This is a genomic window from Pseudomonas sp. NFPP07 (assembly GCF_900115645.1).
Lineage (GTDB): Bacteria > Pseudomonadota > Gammaproteobacteria > Pseudomonadales > Pseudomonadaceae > Aquipseudomonas > Aquipseudomonas chlororaphis.
The window spans coordinates 40,883-55,870 of record NZ_FOXG01000007.1; the positions used below are offsets into that span (position 1 = coordinate 40,883).

11 protein-coding genes are annotated in these 14,988 nt (G+C 63.9%); 8 read left to right on the plus strand and 3 right to left on the minus strand.

Annotation, left to right across the window (positions count from 1 at the left end):
- Nucleotides 1–88: 88 nt before the first annotated feature.
- From alr to BM019_RS18550, 4 genes are all read left to right on the plus strand, one after another.
- On the plus strand, nucleotides 89–1,165 hold the full coding sequence (gene alr / locus BM019_RS18535) for an alanine racemase (RefSeq protein ID WP_053263099.1): 1,077 nt from the start codon (nucleotides 89–91) through the stop codon (nucleotides 1,163–1,165).
- A 128-nt stretch (nucleotides 1,166–1,293) separates the two neighbouring features.
- A complete protein-coding gene (locus BM019_RS18540) occupies nucleotides 1,294–1,842 on the plus strand; it encodes a cupin domain-containing protein (protein ID WP_007932420.1) in 549 nt (182 codons plus the stop codon).
- Between the two features lie 183 nt (nucleotides 1,843–2,025).
- On the plus strand, nucleotides 2,026–2,439 hold the full coding sequence (locus BM019_RS18545) for a c-type cytochrome (protein ID WP_009046174.1): 414 nt from the start codon (nucleotides 2,026–2,028) through the stop codon (nucleotides 2,437–2,439).
- A 135-nt stretch (nucleotides 2,440–2,574) separates the two neighbouring features.
- Nucleotides 2,575–4,500, plus strand: coding sequence for an acetyl-CoA hydrolase/transferase C-terminal domain-containing protein (locus tag BM019_RS18550; RefSeq protein WP_092419193.1), 1,926 nt, complete (start codon nucleotides 2,575–2,577; stop codon nucleotides 4,498–4,500).
- 109 nt (nucleotides 4,501–4,609) lie between these two features.
- Here BM019_RS18550 and BM019_RS18555 read toward each other — a convergent pair whose 3' ends face one another.
- Together BM019_RS18555 and rep are read right to left on the minus strand one after the other, a co-directional pair.
- Nucleotides 4,610–5,179 (minus strand): xanthine phosphoribosyltransferase, encoded by a 570-nt coding sequence (locus BM019_RS18555; RefSeq protein WP_025807028.1) that lies wholly within the window; start codon nucleotides 5,177–5,179, stop codon nucleotides 4,610–4,612.
- Nucleotides 5,180–5,266: 87 nt separating this feature from the next.
- Nucleotides 5,267–7,276, minus strand: a complete 2,010-nt coding sequence (gene rep, locus BM019_RS18560) for a DNA helicase Rep (RefSeq protein ID WP_007932416.1) — start codon at nucleotides 7,274–7,276, stop codon at nucleotides 5,267–5,269.
- A 266-nt stretch (nucleotides 7,277–7,542) separates the two neighbouring features.
- Between rep and BM019_RS18565 the strand changes: the two genes are divergently transcribed.
- Nucleotides 7,543–9,216, plus strand: coding sequence for a putative bifunctional diguanylate cyclase/phosphodiesterase (locus BM019_RS18565; RefSeq protein WP_092419195.1), 1,674 nt, complete (start codon nucleotides 7,543–7,545; stop codon nucleotides 9,214–9,216).
- Between the two features lie 34 nt (nucleotides 9,217–9,250).
- On the opposite strand, the gene BM019_RS18570 is transcribed toward BM019_RS18565, so the two are convergent.
- The gene (locus BM019_RS18570; protein WP_175510681.1) at nucleotides 9,251–10,660 is read right to left on the minus strand and encodes a NorM family multidrug efflux MATE transporter; all 1,410 of its coding nucleotides are present in this window, start codon (nucleotides 10,658–10,660) and stop codon (nucleotides 9,251–9,253) included.
- 156 nt (nucleotides 10,661–10,816) lie between these two features.
- Here BM019_RS18570 and BM019_RS18575 point away from each other — a divergent pair, with 156 nt between their 5' ends.
- The 3 genes from BM019_RS18575 to BM019_RS18585 all read left to right on the plus strand — a co-directional run bounded on the left by BM019_RS18575 (nucleotide 10,817) and on the right by BM019_RS18585 (nucleotide 14,988).
- Complete coding sequence (locus tag BM019_RS18575; RefSeq protein ID WP_007926627.1) at nucleotides 10,817–11,737, plus strand: LysR substrate-binding domain-containing protein; 921 nt, start codon at nucleotides 10,817–10,819, stop codon at nucleotides 11,735–11,737.
- A gap of 189 nt (nucleotides 11,738–11,926) precedes the next feature.
- A complete protein-coding gene (locus BM019_RS18580; RefSeq protein WP_092419201.1) occupies nucleotides 11,927–13,903 on the plus strand; it encodes a methyl-accepting chemotaxis protein in 1,977 nt (658 codons plus the stop codon).
- A gap of 113 nt (nucleotides 13,904–14,016) precedes the next feature.
- Nucleotides 14,017–14,988: a Ca2+-dependent phosphoinositide-specific phospholipase C gene (locus BM019_RS18585; protein ID WP_009046168.1), complete on the plus strand. Its 972-nt coding sequence runs from the start codon at nucleotides 14,017–14,019 to the stop codon at nucleotides 14,986–14,988.

The following is a 14,988-nucleotide window of genomic DNA, read 5'->3' on the forward strand; positions in this document are numbered from 1 at the left end:
CCCTCTCCCGGTGCTGTTAATGGATGGCTCACGCCATCCGCCAGCGCCGGTTTTTTCTTCCCACATGACCGCCTAGAAGTCTGCCGCCATGCGTCCTGCCCGTGCCCTGATCGATCTTCAAGCCCTGCGTCACAACTACCAACTGGCCCGCGAAGCCTCGCCGGGCGCCCGTGCGCTCGCGGTGATCAAGGCCGATGCCTATGGCCATGGCGCGGTGCGCTGTGCCCAGGCGCTGGAAGCCGAGGCCGACGGCTTTGCCGTGGCCTGTATCGAAGAAGCCCTGGAGCTGCGGGCGGCGGGGATTCGCGCGCCGATATTGCTGCTTGAAGGTTTTTTCGAGGCCGATGAGCTGGACCTGATCGTCGAACATGATTTCTGGTGCGTGGTGCATTCGCTGTGGCAGCTGGAGGCCATCGAGCAGGCCACCGTCGCCAAGCCGCTGACGGTATGGCTCAAGCTGGATTCGGGCATGCACCGTGTCGGCCTGCATCCCAAGGATTACCAGCCGGCCTATCAACGGCTGCTGGCCAGCGGCAAGGTGGCGAAGATCGTGTTGATGAGCCACTTCGCCCGCGCCGACGAGCTCAGTTGCAGCAGCAGCGACGAGCAGGTCGCGGTGTTCGAGGCGGCGCGCCAGGGCTTGTCCGCCGAGATCAGCCTGCGCAACTCGCCAGCCGTGCTCGGCTGGCCGCACATCCCCAGCGACTGGGTGCGCCCCGGCATCATGCTGTATGGCTCGACCCCCTTCGAAGAGCCGCATCCACTGGCCGCGCGCCTGCAACCGGTGATGACCCTGGAGTCGAAGGTGATCTGCGTGCGCGAACTGCCGGCCGGCGAGCCGGTGGGGTACGGCGCCAAATTCGTCACGCCACGGCCGATGCGGATCGGCGTGGTGGCCATGGGGTACGCCGACGGTTATCCGCGGCATGCGCCGACCGGTGCGCCGGTGCTGGTGGCGGGGCAGCGTACCCAACTGCTCGGCCGGGTTTCCATGGACATGCTGTGCATCGACCTGACCGACGTGCCAGAGGCCGGGCTGGGTTCTACCGTCGAGCTGTGGGGCAAGAACATCCTCGCCAGCGAGCTGGCGGCCGCGGCTGACACCATCCCTTATCAGCTGTTCTGCAACCTGCGCCGGGTGCCACGCGTCTATTCCGGGGACTGAGCGGCACAGCGCACTGCCGAAAGTCGCCTTGCCCCCTGGGATTGGGGCCCAAGTGTTGTAAATACTGAACGCTATCGCCATGATAACGCTCAACTACAACAACGCCTGATCCCTAGGAGGCTGCCGCATTGGACGTCGGTGAACGACTGCAATCCATCCGTAAACTCAAAGGCCTTTCCCAGCGTGAACTCGCCAAGCGCGCGGGCGTCACCAACAGCACCATTTCGATGATCGAGAAGAACAGCGTCAGCCCCTCGATCAGTTCGCTGAGAAAGGTTCTTGGCGGCATTCCCATGTCGATGGTCGAGTTTTTCTCGGAAGAAATCCTCCAGGAAAAACCCACCCAGATCGTCTATAAAGCCAACGAGTTGATCGATATTTCCGATGGCGCGGTGACCATGAAGCTGGTGGGCCGGGCGCATCCGAGCCGGGCGATCGCTTTTCTCAATGAGATCTATCCGCCGGGCGCCGATACCGGTGAAGAGATGCTCACCCATGAAGGCGAGGAAACCGGGATTCTCGTGGAAGGACGCCTGGAGCTGGTGGTGGGTCTTGAGACATTCGTGCTCGAAGCCGGTGACAGCTACTATTTCGAAAGCACCAAACCGCACCGTTTCCGTAATCCTTTCGATGCACCCGCGCGACTAATCAGCGCAGCCACGCCCGCGAACTTCTAATAGAAGAGGCGTCCTGCAAGGATTGCAGCGGTGCCCGAAGCCGCATTTCGCCTCTCTCTAATCCCCCTTTGAATCTAGGGTTGTTTCAGAGTGGCGGGCTAACCGCTATACTTGCGCCCGCCCGCGAAACCGTGGCCGTGGGCGTGACTAGCCACCATTGAGGGTGTACGCGTGAACCTAATTATGAAAATGCTGGCTGCACCAGCAACCGTATTGGCCCTCTGGGCTGTCAGCGCTCAAGCTGCGACCAACGACGACATTGCCAAGCGCCTCGAGCCGGTTGGCCAGGTCTGCGTCCAGGGTCAGGAATGCAAGGGCATGGAAGTCGCTGTTGCCGCCGGTGGCGGTGGTGCGAAGACTCCAGACGAAGTGATTGCCAAGCATTGCAATGCTTGCCACGGCTCCGGCCTGCTGGGCGCGCCGAAAATCGGCGACGCTGCTGCCTGGAAAGAGCGCGCGGATCACCAGGGTGGCCTCGACGGCATCCTGGCCAAGGCCATTACCGGCATCAATGCGATGCCGCCTAAAGGCACCTGCGCCGACTGCTCCGACGAAGAGCTCAAAGGCGCCATCCAGAAGATGTCCGGCTTGAAATAAGCACGGATCTTGCGCAAAAAAGCCGCTTACGAGCGGCTTTTTTCATGCCTGCGATTCGGCCGCTACTGTTCATTGCAGCAAAGACCCGGCAAGCTCGGTCCAACCTCAAATTCATGGAAGGTACTGGAGGATCGGATGGTGCAGTCATGTTCTATCGAGCGGGCGGTCGATGAGGTCCTGGCACGCTTGCCAGCGCATATTCACATGGGTATGCCCCTGGGGCTGGGCAAACCCAACCGCTTCGCCAATGCCCTGTATCGTCGCATCGCGCAACTGCCCGAGCGCCAGTTGACCCTCTACACCGCCCTGAGCCTGGGCCGCCCGCCGCTGGGCGATGGCCTGCAACGGCGCTTCCTCGAGCCTTTCATCGAGCAGGTCTTCGGCGACTACCCCGAGCTGGACTTCCTCGCCGACCTGCACCGCAACCAGGTGCCGGCCAATATCCATATCGAACAGTTCTTCATGCAGCCCGGCAGCCTGCTCAACAGCCCGGCGGCGCAGCAGGATTACGTCTGCAGCAACTACAGCCACGCCGCGCGCGACATCAATGCCGCCGGCCTGAACCTGGTCGCGCAACTGGTGGCCCGGGACCCGCAGCAAACCGACCGCCTGAGCCTGAGTTGCAACCCGGACATCACCCTCGACCTGTTGCCAATGATCGCCGAGCGACGTGCCGCCGGTGAAACCATCCTGCTGCTGGGCCAGGTGCATCGCGACCTGCCTTACATGCCGGGCGACGCCGAAATCGACGCCGCCACCTTCGACCTGTTGATCGACGAAGAGGAGGGCAGCACGCTGTTTTCCACGCCGAACATGCCGGTGGGGTTCCAGGATCACTTTATCGGCCTGCACGCCAGCACCTTGGTGCGCGACGGCGGCACCCTGCAGATCGGCATCGGCTCCATGGGCGACGCATTGACGGCGGCGTTGCTGGCGCGCCAGGCGGACAACGACGGTTATCGGGCGCTGCTGGCGGACCTGGAGATTCAGTGCTGGAAGCCGCTGATCGAGCGCGAAGGCGGGGTGGAGCCTTTCGCCAAGGGCCTTTATGGCTGCAGCGAGATGTTCGTCAACGGCCTGCTGGCCCTGGCCGATGCCGGCATCGTGCGGCGCAAGGTCTATCCCTCGGTGGACTTGCAGCAACAGGCCAACGCCGGGACCCTGGATGAAGACCAGGCGCTGGGCGGGGTGTCGGTGCACGGCGGCTTTTTCCTCGGGCCGCGCAGTTTCTACCAGCGCCTCAGGGACCTGCCCAAGAGCAAGCTCGGCGAGTTCAACATGACCGCCATCAGCTACATCAACGAGCTGTACGGCGACGAAGAACTCAAGCGCCTGCAGCGCCTGGATGCGCGCTTTATCAACAGTTCGATCATGGTCACCCTGTTGGGCGCCGGGGTGGCGGATCAGCTGGAAGACGGCCGGGTGCTCAGCGGGGTCGGCGGGCAATACAACTTCGTCGCCCAGGGCCATGCGCTGCGAGGCGCGCGCTCGATCCTGATCCTGCGCAGTTGGCGCGAATCCGCGGGCCTGGTCAGCTCCAACATCGTTTGGGAATACGGCCACTGCACCATCCCGCGGCACCTGCGGGACATCGTGGTCACCGAGTACGGCATCGCTGATCTGCGCGGCAAGACCGATGCGAAGGTCATCGAAGCGCTGCTCAATATCAGCGACTCGCGGTTCCAGCCGGGCCTGATCGAACAGGCGCAGAAGGCCGGCAAACTGCCCAGGGATTTCCGCCTCGATCCGCGTTTTACCGACAACCACCCGCAACGCTTGCTGGCGATCCAGGCGCGGCACCGGCACCTGTTCCCGGAATATCCGCTGGGCAGCGATTTCAGCGCAGAGGAGCGGGATTTGCTGCGGGCGCTGAACTGGCTGAAGAGCAAGTTCAAGCTCAGCGAGATTCTCGAATTGGGCAAGGCGGCGCTGGATGCCCCACCGCCCGAGGCGTTTCCGGCGCATCTGCAGCGGATGCAGTTGGTGAAGCCCGATGGCTGGCGCGAGGAGATCTATCAGCGTTTGCTGCTGGCGGCGCTGCGGGAGACGGCGCAGGCATGAGGTAGACGCCTGGCGGCGTCATCGCGGGCAATCGAGCGTCGACCGGCTGCTCCTACAGAAGCGGGTGGTCTCTGTAGAAGGCTTGCCCGCGATCAAGAGGCGAAGCCTCTTAGATAAAGGTCACCACGCCACCGGCCAGGGACTTGACCCGGGCCAGGGATTCCACGCGATAGCCTTGCGCGTCCAGTTCGGCGCGGCCGCCCTGGAACGACTTCTCGATCACGATGCCCAGGCCGGCCACGGTGGCGCCCGCCTGCTTGATGATCGAGATCAGCGCCTGGGACGCCTTACCGTTGGCCAGGAAGTCATCGATGATCAGCACGCGGTCGCTGCTGGTCAGGTGACGCGGGGAAATCGCCACGGTGCTTTCGGTCTGCTTGGTGAACGAGTACACGGTCGCCGACAGCAGGTTCTCGGTCAGGGTCAGGGACTGGTGCTTGCGCGCGAAGATCACCGGTACGCCCAGGTTCAGGCCGGTCATGATCGCCGGGGCGATGCCCGAGGCTTCGATGGTGACAATCTTGGTAATGCCCGAGTCCTTGAACAGCGTGGCGAATTCGTCGCCGATCAGCTTCATCAAGGCCGGGTCGATCTGGTGGTTCAGAAAGGCGTCGACTTTCAGGACCTGGTCGGAAAGCACGATGCCTTCTTCGCGGATTTTCTTGTGCAGTGCTTCCATGAAGCTTTCCTCTGTTGACGCCTTGTGCGCCTGAGCTCTGATAAAAGGTGTTCGGTTAAAAATGCTGCGGTTAAAAAATGGCCAATTCTAGCGCTTTAACATCGCCCGTATATCCGCCAACGCGTTATTGCCGCGCACGGCTTTGACTTCGGTCGGGGTGTCGTCGTTGCCTTCCCACGCCAGGTCGTCCGGCGGCAGTTCGTCGAGGAAGCGGCTGGGCGCGCAGTCGATGACTTCACCGTACTGCTTGCGCTTGGCGGCGAAGGTGAAGGCCAGGGTCTGGCGCGCGCGGGTGATGCCCACGTAGGCCAGGCGGCGTTCTTCCTCGATGGTGTCGGCTTCGATACTGGAGCGGTGGGGGAGGATTTCCTCCTCCATGCCCATGATGAACACATAGGGGAATTCCAGGCCCTTGGAGGCATGCAGGGTCATCATCTGCACGCCTTCGGCGCCGTCTTCCTCTTCCTGCTGACGCTCCAGCATGTCGCGCAGCACCAGCTTGCCGATGGCGTCTTCGACGGTCATTTCGCCGTCTTCGTCTTTTTCCAGGGTGTTCTTCAGCGCCTCGATCAGGAACCACACGTTACCCATGCGGTAATCGGCGGCCTTGTCGCTGGAGCTGTTGGTGCGCAGCCAGTTCTCGTAATCGATGTCCATGACCATGCTGCGCAAGGCGGAAATCGGGTCTTCGCCGGCGCACTGCTCGCGCACCTTGTCCATGAAGCGCTTGAAGCGCGCCAGGCGATCGGTGAAGCGGCTGTCCAGGTGTTCGCCCAGGCCGATTTCGTCGGTGGCGGCGTACATCGAGATCTTGCGTTCGGTGGCGTAGTTGCCGAGTTTTTCCAGGGTGGTCGAGCCGATTTCCCGGCGCGGCACGTTGATCACCCGCAGGAAGGCGTTGTCGTCGTCCGGGTTCACGATCAGGCGGAAGTAGGCCATCAGGTCCTTCACTTCCTGGCGCCCGAAGAAGCTGTTGCCGCCCGACAGGCGATAGGGAATCTGGTGATGCTGCAGCTTCAGCTCGATCAGCTTGGCCTGGTAGTTGCCGCGATAGAGGATCGCGAAATCGCTGTAGGGCCGGTCGGTGCGCAGGTGCAGGCTGAGGATTTCCATGGCCACGCGCTCGGCCTCGGCGTCCTCGTTGCGGCAGCGGATCACGCGGATCTCGTCGCCATGGCCCATCTCGCTCCACAGCTGTTTCTCGAACTCGTGGGGGTTGTTGGAGATCAGCACGTTGGCGCAGCGCAGGATGCGGCTGGTGGAGCGGTAGTTCTGCTCGAGCATCACCACCTTCAAGGACGGGTAGTCTTCCTTGAGCAGCATCAGGTTTTCCGGGCGGGCGCCGCGCCAGGCGTAGATCGACTGGTCGTCGTCGCCCACCACGGTGAACTGGTTGCGCTTGCCGATGAGCATTTTCACCAGCAGGTACTGGCTGGCGTTGGTGTCCTGGTATTCGTCCACCAGCAGGTAGCGCACTTTGTTCTGCCACTTCTCCAGGATGTCGGCGTGTTCCTCGAACAGCTTCACCGGCAGCAGGATCAGGTCGTCGAAGTCCACCGCGTTGAACGCCTTGAGCGTGCGCTGGTAGTGGGTGTAGACGATGGCCGCGGTCTGTTCCTTGGGGTTGCGCGCGTTTTCCAGGGCCTGGGCCGGCAGGATCAGGTCGTTCTTCCAGGCGCCGATCATGTTCTTGATCTCGTCGACGCCGTCGTCGCCCGAGTATTCCTTTTGCATGATGTCGGTCATCAGGGCCTTGACGTCGGTCTCGTCGAAGATCGAGAAGCCCGGCTTGTAGCCCAGCCGCACATGCTCCTTGCGGATGATGTTCAGCCCCAGGTTGTGGAAGGTCGACACGGTCAGGCCGCGGCCCTCGCCACTGCGCAGCAGGGTGCCGACCCGTTCCTTCATCTCCCGCGCGGCCTTGTTGGTGAAGGTCATGGCGACGATGTACTGCGCGCGAATGCCGCAGTTCTGGATCAGGTGGGCGATCTTGCGCGTGATTACACTGGTCTTGCCGGAGCCAGCACCGGCGAGCACCAAAAGAGGGCCGCCGACGTAGTTCACGGCTTCTTGCTGCCGGGGATTGAGTCGGGACATGACGAAAAAAGGGGTCTGTAGCGAAATGGGCGGGCATTTTAACAGGCTGGACGGATTCTGCTGCTCTCTCCGACTTGTGACGCAGCACGCTATCTAAATTTGCCGGTTTTGATACTTTCCCTCAGGATGCGCGCTGAATATGCGTCTAATGTTCGAGTTAGAGCGGTACAAGAAATTGCGCTTGATAATCAATATCATTTGTCATTGTTTATCTGCGCGTCATAATGCCCGCCGCCAACTTCTATTACAGAGTCTAGGGAGCTAGCTTGTCCAAGCCTGTCGAACCCTTGCGCTTGCTGCTGCTGGCCGAAGAGCCGGCGTGGGCAGCGTTGTTGCGCGAGTGTCTCGCTCCGTTGGGAGACTCGGTGGTGCTGATCAGTGCGCCGACCTGGGAATCTGTCAGCCGTCTGTTCGATGAAGACCGCTCTGCGATTCTGTTAACCGTTCCCCAACTGCAACCGGCTCCCGGTCGTTGCAGCCTGCCCACGGTATTGCTGCTGGAGCAGGAGCCGCTGAACACGCCAGCCGGCGCCAGCGACTGGCTGGTGAATAAAAACCTCACTACCGATACGGTGCGCCGTTGCCTGCGCCATGTGCGCGAGCGCGGGGTACTGGAAAGCACCCTGTTGCGCCTGGCCGAGCAGGACCCTTTGACCGGCATCGCCAACCGCCAGGGTTTCCAGACCCTGCTGGCGGCGCGCCTGGCGGAAAACGAAGGGCGCGGGCTGGCGCTGGGGCACCTGGACCTGGACAACTTCCGCCATGCCAACGATGCGCTGGGCCACCAGGCCGGCGACCGGTTGATCCTGCAAGTGGTCTCGCGGCTCAAGAGCCAGCTTGAGGCCGGCGACCAGTTGGCGCGCCTGGGCAGCGACGAATTCGCCCTGCTGATCGATACCCGCCGGGCGCCGCAACGCGCCGAGTGGATGGCCGAACGCATCGCCGAAGTCATGGCCGAGCCGTACTGGATCGATGGCGAAAGCCTGCTGATCGGCTGCAGCCTGGGCATCGCCCACGCCAGGGCGAATGCCGGCGCCGACCCGCTGATGTGGCACGCGCACATCGCCATGCAGCAGGCCAAAAGTACCCAGGGCTGTACCTTTCACATCTTCAACGAGCGCATCAATCGCAATGCCCGCAGCCTCGCCGACCTGGAAAGCGAACTGCGCCGGGCCTTGCGCCGCGACGAGCTGGAGTTGCACTACCAGCCGCGCCTGAACCTGCATGACGGGCAGATCGTCGGCCTCGAGGCCCTGGTGCGCTGGCGCCACGGCGAGCGCGGGCTGTTGCCGCCGAGCGAGTTCGTGCCCCTGGCCGAGCAGAGCGGCCTGATCGTGCCGCTGGGCTACTGGGTGATTTCCCGGGCGCTGCGCGACATGCAGGCCCTGCGCGAACGTGGCCTGGCGCCGCTGCACATGGCGGTCAACCTGTCGTTCCGCCAGTTCCAGGACAGCCAGCTGCTGTCGACCCTCAGCCGGCTGATTGCCGAGCGGGGTGTCGAGGCGCAATGGCTGGAATTCGAGTTGACCGAAACCGCGGTGATGCGCCGCAGCGACCTGGTCAAGCAGACCATGGATGCGCTGGGTCGGCTGGGGGTGCGGTTTTCCCTGGACGATTTCGGCACTGGGTTCTCGTCCTTCGTGCACCTCAACAGCCTGCCGATTGCCTTGCTGAAGATCGACAAGAGCTTCGTCGGCGGCATGGAGCTGCGCGAAGAGAACCGCAAGCTGGTGCACGCCATGATCAACCTGGCCCACAACCTCCATCTCGAGGTGGTGGCCGAGGGCGTGGAAACCCCCGAGCAACTGGCCTTGCTGCGCAGCTTCGGCTGCGACCAGGCGCAGGGCTACCTGATCAGCAAGCCGCTGCCGCTGGCGGAACTGGTGGAATACCTGACGTTCGGCGCAAGCCAGCAGGTCCTGGTCGGCGAGGTCATCTGACGGCACCCCTCCGTAGTGGCAGGAGAACCTGCCGCTACAGGGAATCCGGGGCGGTCTGGAAGTTATCCCGCGCGACAGGTTCCGCGCCTTCCCGGCGAATCATCCGGCGCATCTTCCATTCGAAAGCCAGGGTCAGGCTGATGGCGGCGCACGCCAGCCCGGATGCCAGGCCCCACCACACGCCGGTCGCGCCCCAGCCCAGGGTGAAGGCCATCAGCCAGGCCGCCGGCGCACCGATCAGCCAATAGCAGCCCAGGCCCACGAGGAAGGTGGTCTTGGCGTCCTTGAGCCCGCGAATCGCGCCCATGGCGATGGTCTGCGTGCCATCGAACAGCTCGAACCAGGCCGCGACCGCCAGCAGGCTGACCGCGAGGTTGATCACGTCGCGAAAGGCCGGGTCGTCATGGTCGAGGAACAGCCCGATCAACTGGTTCGGCAGCAGCCAGAAGACCATGGCGAAACCCAGCATGGCCGCGCCGCCAAAGGCGATCCCGACCCGGCCGGCCATGCGCGCGTGCAGCAGCTGCCCGGCACCGTAGTGCTGGCCGATGCGCATGGTGATCGCGTAGGAGATCCCGGCCGGCACCATGAAGGCCACGGAAACGATCTGCAGGGCGATCTGGTGCGCCGCCAACTGGGTGCTGCCCATAGTGCCCATACACAGCGCGGCGAAGGCGAACAGCCCGACTTCCACCGCATAGGTGCCGCCGATGGGCAGGCCCAGGCGCCAGAGTTCCCGCAGATACTGGCGATTGGGCCGCGCCAGGCCCTGGCGCAGCGGGTAGGCGGCATAGGCCGGGTGGCGCTTGATGTGCCAGGCCAGCGCCAGGGCCATGCAGTTGGCGACGATCGCGGTGACCAGGCCGATCCCCACCAGCCCCAGCTTCGGCAGGCCGAACATGCCGGTGATCAAGGCGTAGTTGAGCAGGAAGTTGGCCACGGTGCCGGCCAGGCTGATGACCATCACCGGCGTGGCGCGGCCGATGGCGCTGGTGAAGCCGCGCAGGGCCATGAAGCTCAGGTAGCCGGGCAGGGCGAACGGCAGGATCAGCAGGAACTGGCCGGCTGACTGCACGTTGGTTTCGGTCTGGCCGAACAGCAGCAACACCGGCTTGAGGTTCCACAGCAGCAGGCCGGCGACCAGCGCCATCAGCCACGCCAGCCAGAGCCCGGCCTGGGTCAGGCGCGTGGCGCCTTCGATGTCGCCGGCGCCCTGGCGAATCGCGACCAGGGTGCCGACCGCCGCGATCACGCCGATGCAGAAGATCGACACGAACGAATAGGTGGCCGCGCCCAGGCCTCCGCCGGCCAGGGCTTCCGGGCTGAGGCGGGCCATCATCAGGGTGTCGGTCAGCACCATCAGCATGTGCGCCAACTGTGAGGCGATCAGCGGCCCGGCCAGCCGCAGGATGGCCCAGAGTTCGGTGCGTGCTGGATGCTGCATGGTCATCGGTCTCGATAGGGGGGAGGGAGTCAAGAGGGTTGATTCTCGGCGCTCTCGTCGACTTTCACAAAGGGATAAAAACGATTGGTAGCATGATTAAAACTCATGCTTGCGGATTCTGGTAACTTGGCGCCATTGCGCCTGTGGAGTGCTGCCATGCCCCGTCGTCTTCCGCCCCTGTATGCCTTGCGCGCCTTTGAAGCCGCGGCGCGATACAGCTCGTTCACCCGCGCGGCCGAAGAGCTGTCGATCACCCAGAGCGCGGTCAGCCGGCATATCCGCACCCTGGAAGACCACTTCGCCTGCCGGCTGTTCCAGCGCAGCGGGCGCAACCTGCAACTGACCGAAGCCGCGCGCCTGCTGCTGCCAGGCATTCGCGAGGGCTTCACCGCCCTCGAGCGCGCCTGCGATACCTTGCGCGCCGAAGACGGCATCTTGCGCATGAAGGCACCCTCGACCCTGACCATGCGCTGGCTGCTGGCGCGCCTGAGCCGCTTCCGCCATCTGCAACCGGGCAACGAAGTGCAACTGACCAGCGCCTGGATGGACGTCGATTCGGTGGACTTCAACCAGGAGCCCTTCGACTGCGCGGTGCTGCTGAGCAACGGCCACTTTCCGCCGGACTGGGAGGCCAGCTACCTGTTTCCGGAACTGCTGATCCCGGTGGGCGCGCCGAACCTGCTCAACGACCAGCCGTGGGATGTAGCGCGGCTGGCGGCCACCGAGCTGCTGCACCCGACCCCGGATCGCCGCGACTGGCGCAACTGGCTGGAGCGCATGGGCCTGTCCGAGCAGGTCTCGCTCAAGGGCGGGCAGGTCTTCGACACCCTGGAACTGGGCATGATCGCCGCGGCCCGCGGCTACGGGGTTTCCATGGGCGACCTGCTGATGGTGGCCGAGGATGTGGCCCAGGGACGCCTGAGCCTGCCCTGGCCGACGGCGGTGGCCAGTGGCGAGAATTACTACCTGGTCTGGCCCAAGACCCGGCCTGGAGGTGAACGTTTGCGCCGCCTCAGCGATTTTCTCCAGAACGAGGTCCGCGCCATGCAATTGCCCGACGTAGAGCGTCTCGGCTGAAACGATGAAGGCCCCGTAACCAGGGGCCTGCGCGATACCCATCCAACGCGCTCAAGTATTGATCGGCGCCGCCGAATCCTTGGAAGTGGAACCTTCGTTCTGAACGGTTTCGACACCTCATTCTTATTAGAACCATTGCCGAGCGTGTGACGCGATCAGGACGATCCGGTCTCTCGGCCAGGAGCTGTCATGCCTCAACCTCGTGCCCGGATCGCCTCGCAGCTTGGTCTCGCACTCGCCGTGGTACTGGCGATCGTGATCAGCGGCAGTACTGTCTTCGCCCTGCGCTCGCTGGACGCCGCCAACCTCGCCACCCGGGAAGAACACCTGGCCAGTGAGGCACGGCTGCTGGCCGACCAGCTCAATACCTTCCACGGCACCCTGCGCGAAAGCACCCAGCGCCTGAGCGGGCTGTTCGAAAAGCGTTTCAGCGGCGGCCTGAGCCTGCGCCCGGACCAGCCGGTGACTGTGGCCGGTACCCAGACTCCGGGCCTGCACCTGGGCGACGTGGTGCTGAACAACAATTTCGAGGAGGTCGACGAGTTCAAGCAGATGACCGCCGGCGTGGCGACGGTGTTCGTGCGCAGCGGCGACGACTTCATCCGCGTCAGCACCTCGCTGAGCAAGCAGGACGGCAGCCGCGCCATCGGCACCCTGCTGGACCACGCGCACCCGGCTTACCAGAAACTCATGGCGGGGCAGAGCTATGTCGGCCGCGCGCTGCTCTTCGAGCGCCTGTACATGACCCAATACACGCCGGTGCGGGACAGCGCCGGCCAGGTGATTGCGGTGCTGTTCGTCGGCTTCGACTACACCGATGCGCAGAACGCCCAGTTCGACAACCTCAAGCGCTTCCGCATCGGCCAGACCGGTTCCCTGGCGCTGCTCGACGAACAGCAAAAGTGGCTGGTGCGGCCGGCCGGCGTGCAGGCCCTGGAGCCGGCGGGGGCGACCATCGCTGAACTGGCCAGGCAGCCGGGCAAGGGCCACTTCTGGAGCGACAAGAACGAGGACTTCTACAGTGTCGCCGTGCCCTTCGAAGGCGGGCCCTGGTCGGTGGTGGCGAGCATGCCGAAGGCCGAGATCCGTGCGGTGACCTGGAGCGTCGGTCTGCGGCTGGTCATTGGCAGCCTGTTGGCAATGCTGCTGGCGGTGGGTGCCACGGTCTGGCTGCTGCGCAGCAAGCTTGCGCCGCTGGGCGACCTGGTGCGCCAGGCCGATGCCTTGGGTAAAGGCGACCTGAGTGCGCGCCTGAATGTCTCCAGCCAGGATGAGATCGGCCAATTGGCAGGCAGCTTCAACCAGATGGGCCAGGCCCTGTCGACCATGGTCGAGCACATCCGCAAGGCCGCCGCGGAGGTCAATGGCCGGGCCCAGGCGTTGTCCGGGTTGTCGGGCGGGGCGTACGAGGGCATGGAACAACAGTCGGGCGAGATCAGCAGCATGGCCGGGGCGGTGGAGGAGTTCAGCGCCACCTCGCTGAACATCGCCGACAACATGGGCAACACCGAGCGCCTGGCCCAGGAAAATGCCCAGCAGACCCGGATCGGCCGCACCTCGATGGAGGAAGCCTCGGCGTCGCTGGAGCAGATCGCCGGCGCCTTGAACAGCACAGCCAATGTGATCAATACCCTGGGCCAGCGCTCCGAGGAAATCGGCGGCATCGTCGGGGTGATCACCGCGATTGCCGACCAGACCAACCTGCTGGCGCTGAACGCCGCCATCGAGGCCGCGCGCGCCGGCGAGCAAGGCCGCGGCTTTGCCGTGGTCGCCGACGAGGTACGCAACCTGGCCTCGCGCACCCGCGAAGCCACCGATGAAATCTCGGGGATGATCAACAGCATCCAGCAGGAAACCGGCAACGCCATCGCCACCATGGAGCAGGGCAATGTGCTGATGCAGGAAGGCCTGTCGCGCAACGCCAATGTCGCCTCGGCCCTGGCGCGCATCGACGAGCAGAGCCGCTCGGCCGGCCAGCAGTTCGCCGCGATCACCACCGCGACCCAGGAGCAGAGCAGCACGGCGACCCTGCTCAGCAGCAACCTGCAAAGCATTGCCCTGGCCAACAGCGAACAACGCGAAGTGGTGTCGAACCTGGCGATCACCGCCAAGGAGCTGGAGAAGCTGGCGGCGGACTTGCGCCAGGAGGTCGATCGCTTCCGTTGATAGCGGTTGCGTGGCCGTTGGCCACGGCTGGGGAGGCCGATTGCAAATGCGCGGGGCTGGGCTAAACCATAGGGGCGATTTCCCTACAGGATGCCTTCCCGGCAGGAGCTGACATGTCCCGTCTCACTCGCTTTGCCCTCCGTACCGCCGTGATGCCCCTGGTGCTGGCCAGCCAGATGGCGTCCAGCCAGGAGGCTGTGGGATTCATTTCCCCGGCTTCCTGGTACACCGCCTTCAACGCTATCGCCCAGGTGGCGTGCCATAACTGCTACGAAAAACAGTACGCCGGCACCTTCACCAGCGTGCTCGACAGCGTGCGCACCCTGGAGCTGGACTTCTGGGACCAACGCGATGCGGTCACCGGAGGTTCGCCCCGCCACTGGTTCGTGCGGCACAACCCCGGCAGCCTGTTCCAGTCCGGCAATGACAACAATTGCACCGGCGACGGCAAAGGCACCAACGATCTTGAGGCCTGCCTCAATGACATCAAGCTCTGGAGCGACAGCCATCCCGGGCACTTCCCGATTACCCTGATCCTCGACAAGAAGCAGGGCTGGTCGAAGGAAAGCTCCGGGCGTACGCCGAAAGACTTCGATGACCTGGTCAGCCGGATTTTCCAGGGCAAGCTCTACACCCCGGGCGACCTGGCCCAGCACCTGGGTGTCAGCAGCAGTGCCTTGCAGGGCTCGCTCAAGGGCAAGTCCTGGCCGACCGCCAGCCAACTGCAGGGCAAGGTGCTGTTGGTGCTCAACCACTCGGAGAACCAGAAGCTCTCGCAATACGCCGAGGCCCGCACCACCAGCGCCAAGGTGTTCATTTCCCCGGTCACCAACGGCCAGAACGATGTCAGTGGCGAGGTCAGCGGCATGTCGAGGACGTCGTCCGGCTACGTGGCCATGAACAACATGGGCAAGGGCGACAAGCAGTGGGCCGCGCAAGCCTTTGCCTACAGCCACATCGGTCGCGTGTGGGGCGATGACGGCGTGTCGTTCACCCAGCACATCGCCGAGAAGGTCAATCTGTCGGCGTATTACAAGTTCGCCGAGGCCAAGGATGGCAACGGCTATCGCATCCGGCCGTTCTGA

Coding starts and splice junctions, on each gene's coding strand:
- BM019_RS18585 (WP_009046168.1), top strand. CDS start 14,017: ATGTCCCGTCTCACTCGCTTTGCCCTCCGTACCGCCGTGATGCCCCTG.
- BM019_RS18555 (WP_025807028.1), bottom strand. CDS start 5,179: ATGGAAGCACTGCACAAGAAAATCCGCGAAGAAGGCATCGTGCTTTCC.
- BM019_RS18570 (WP_175510681.1), bottom strand. CDS start 10,660: ATGCAGCATCCAGCACGCACCGAACTCTGGGCCATCCTGCGGCTGGCC.
- rep (WP_007932416.1), bottom strand. CDS start 7,276: ATGTCCCGACTCAATCCCCGGCAGCAAGAAGCCGTGAACTACGTCGGC.
- alr (WP_053263099.1), top strand. CDS start 89: ATGCGTCCTGCCCGTGCCCTGATCGATCTTCAAGCCCTGCGTCACAAC.
- BM019_RS18580 (WP_092419201.1), top strand. CDS start 11,927: ATGCCTCAACCTCGTGCCCGGATCGCCTCGCAGCTTGGTCTCGCACTC.
- BM019_RS18550 (WP_092419193.1), top strand. CDS start 2,575: ATGGTGCAGTCATGTTCTATCGAGCGGGCGGTCGATGAGGTCCTGGCA.
- BM019_RS18575 (WP_007926627.1), top strand. CDS start 10,817: ATGCCCCGTCGTCTTCCGCCCCTGTATGCCTTGCGCGCCTTTGAAGCC.
- BM019_RS18545 (WP_009046174.1), top strand. CDS start 2,026: ATGAAAATGCTGGCTGCACCAGCAACCGTATTGGCCCTCTGGGCTGTC.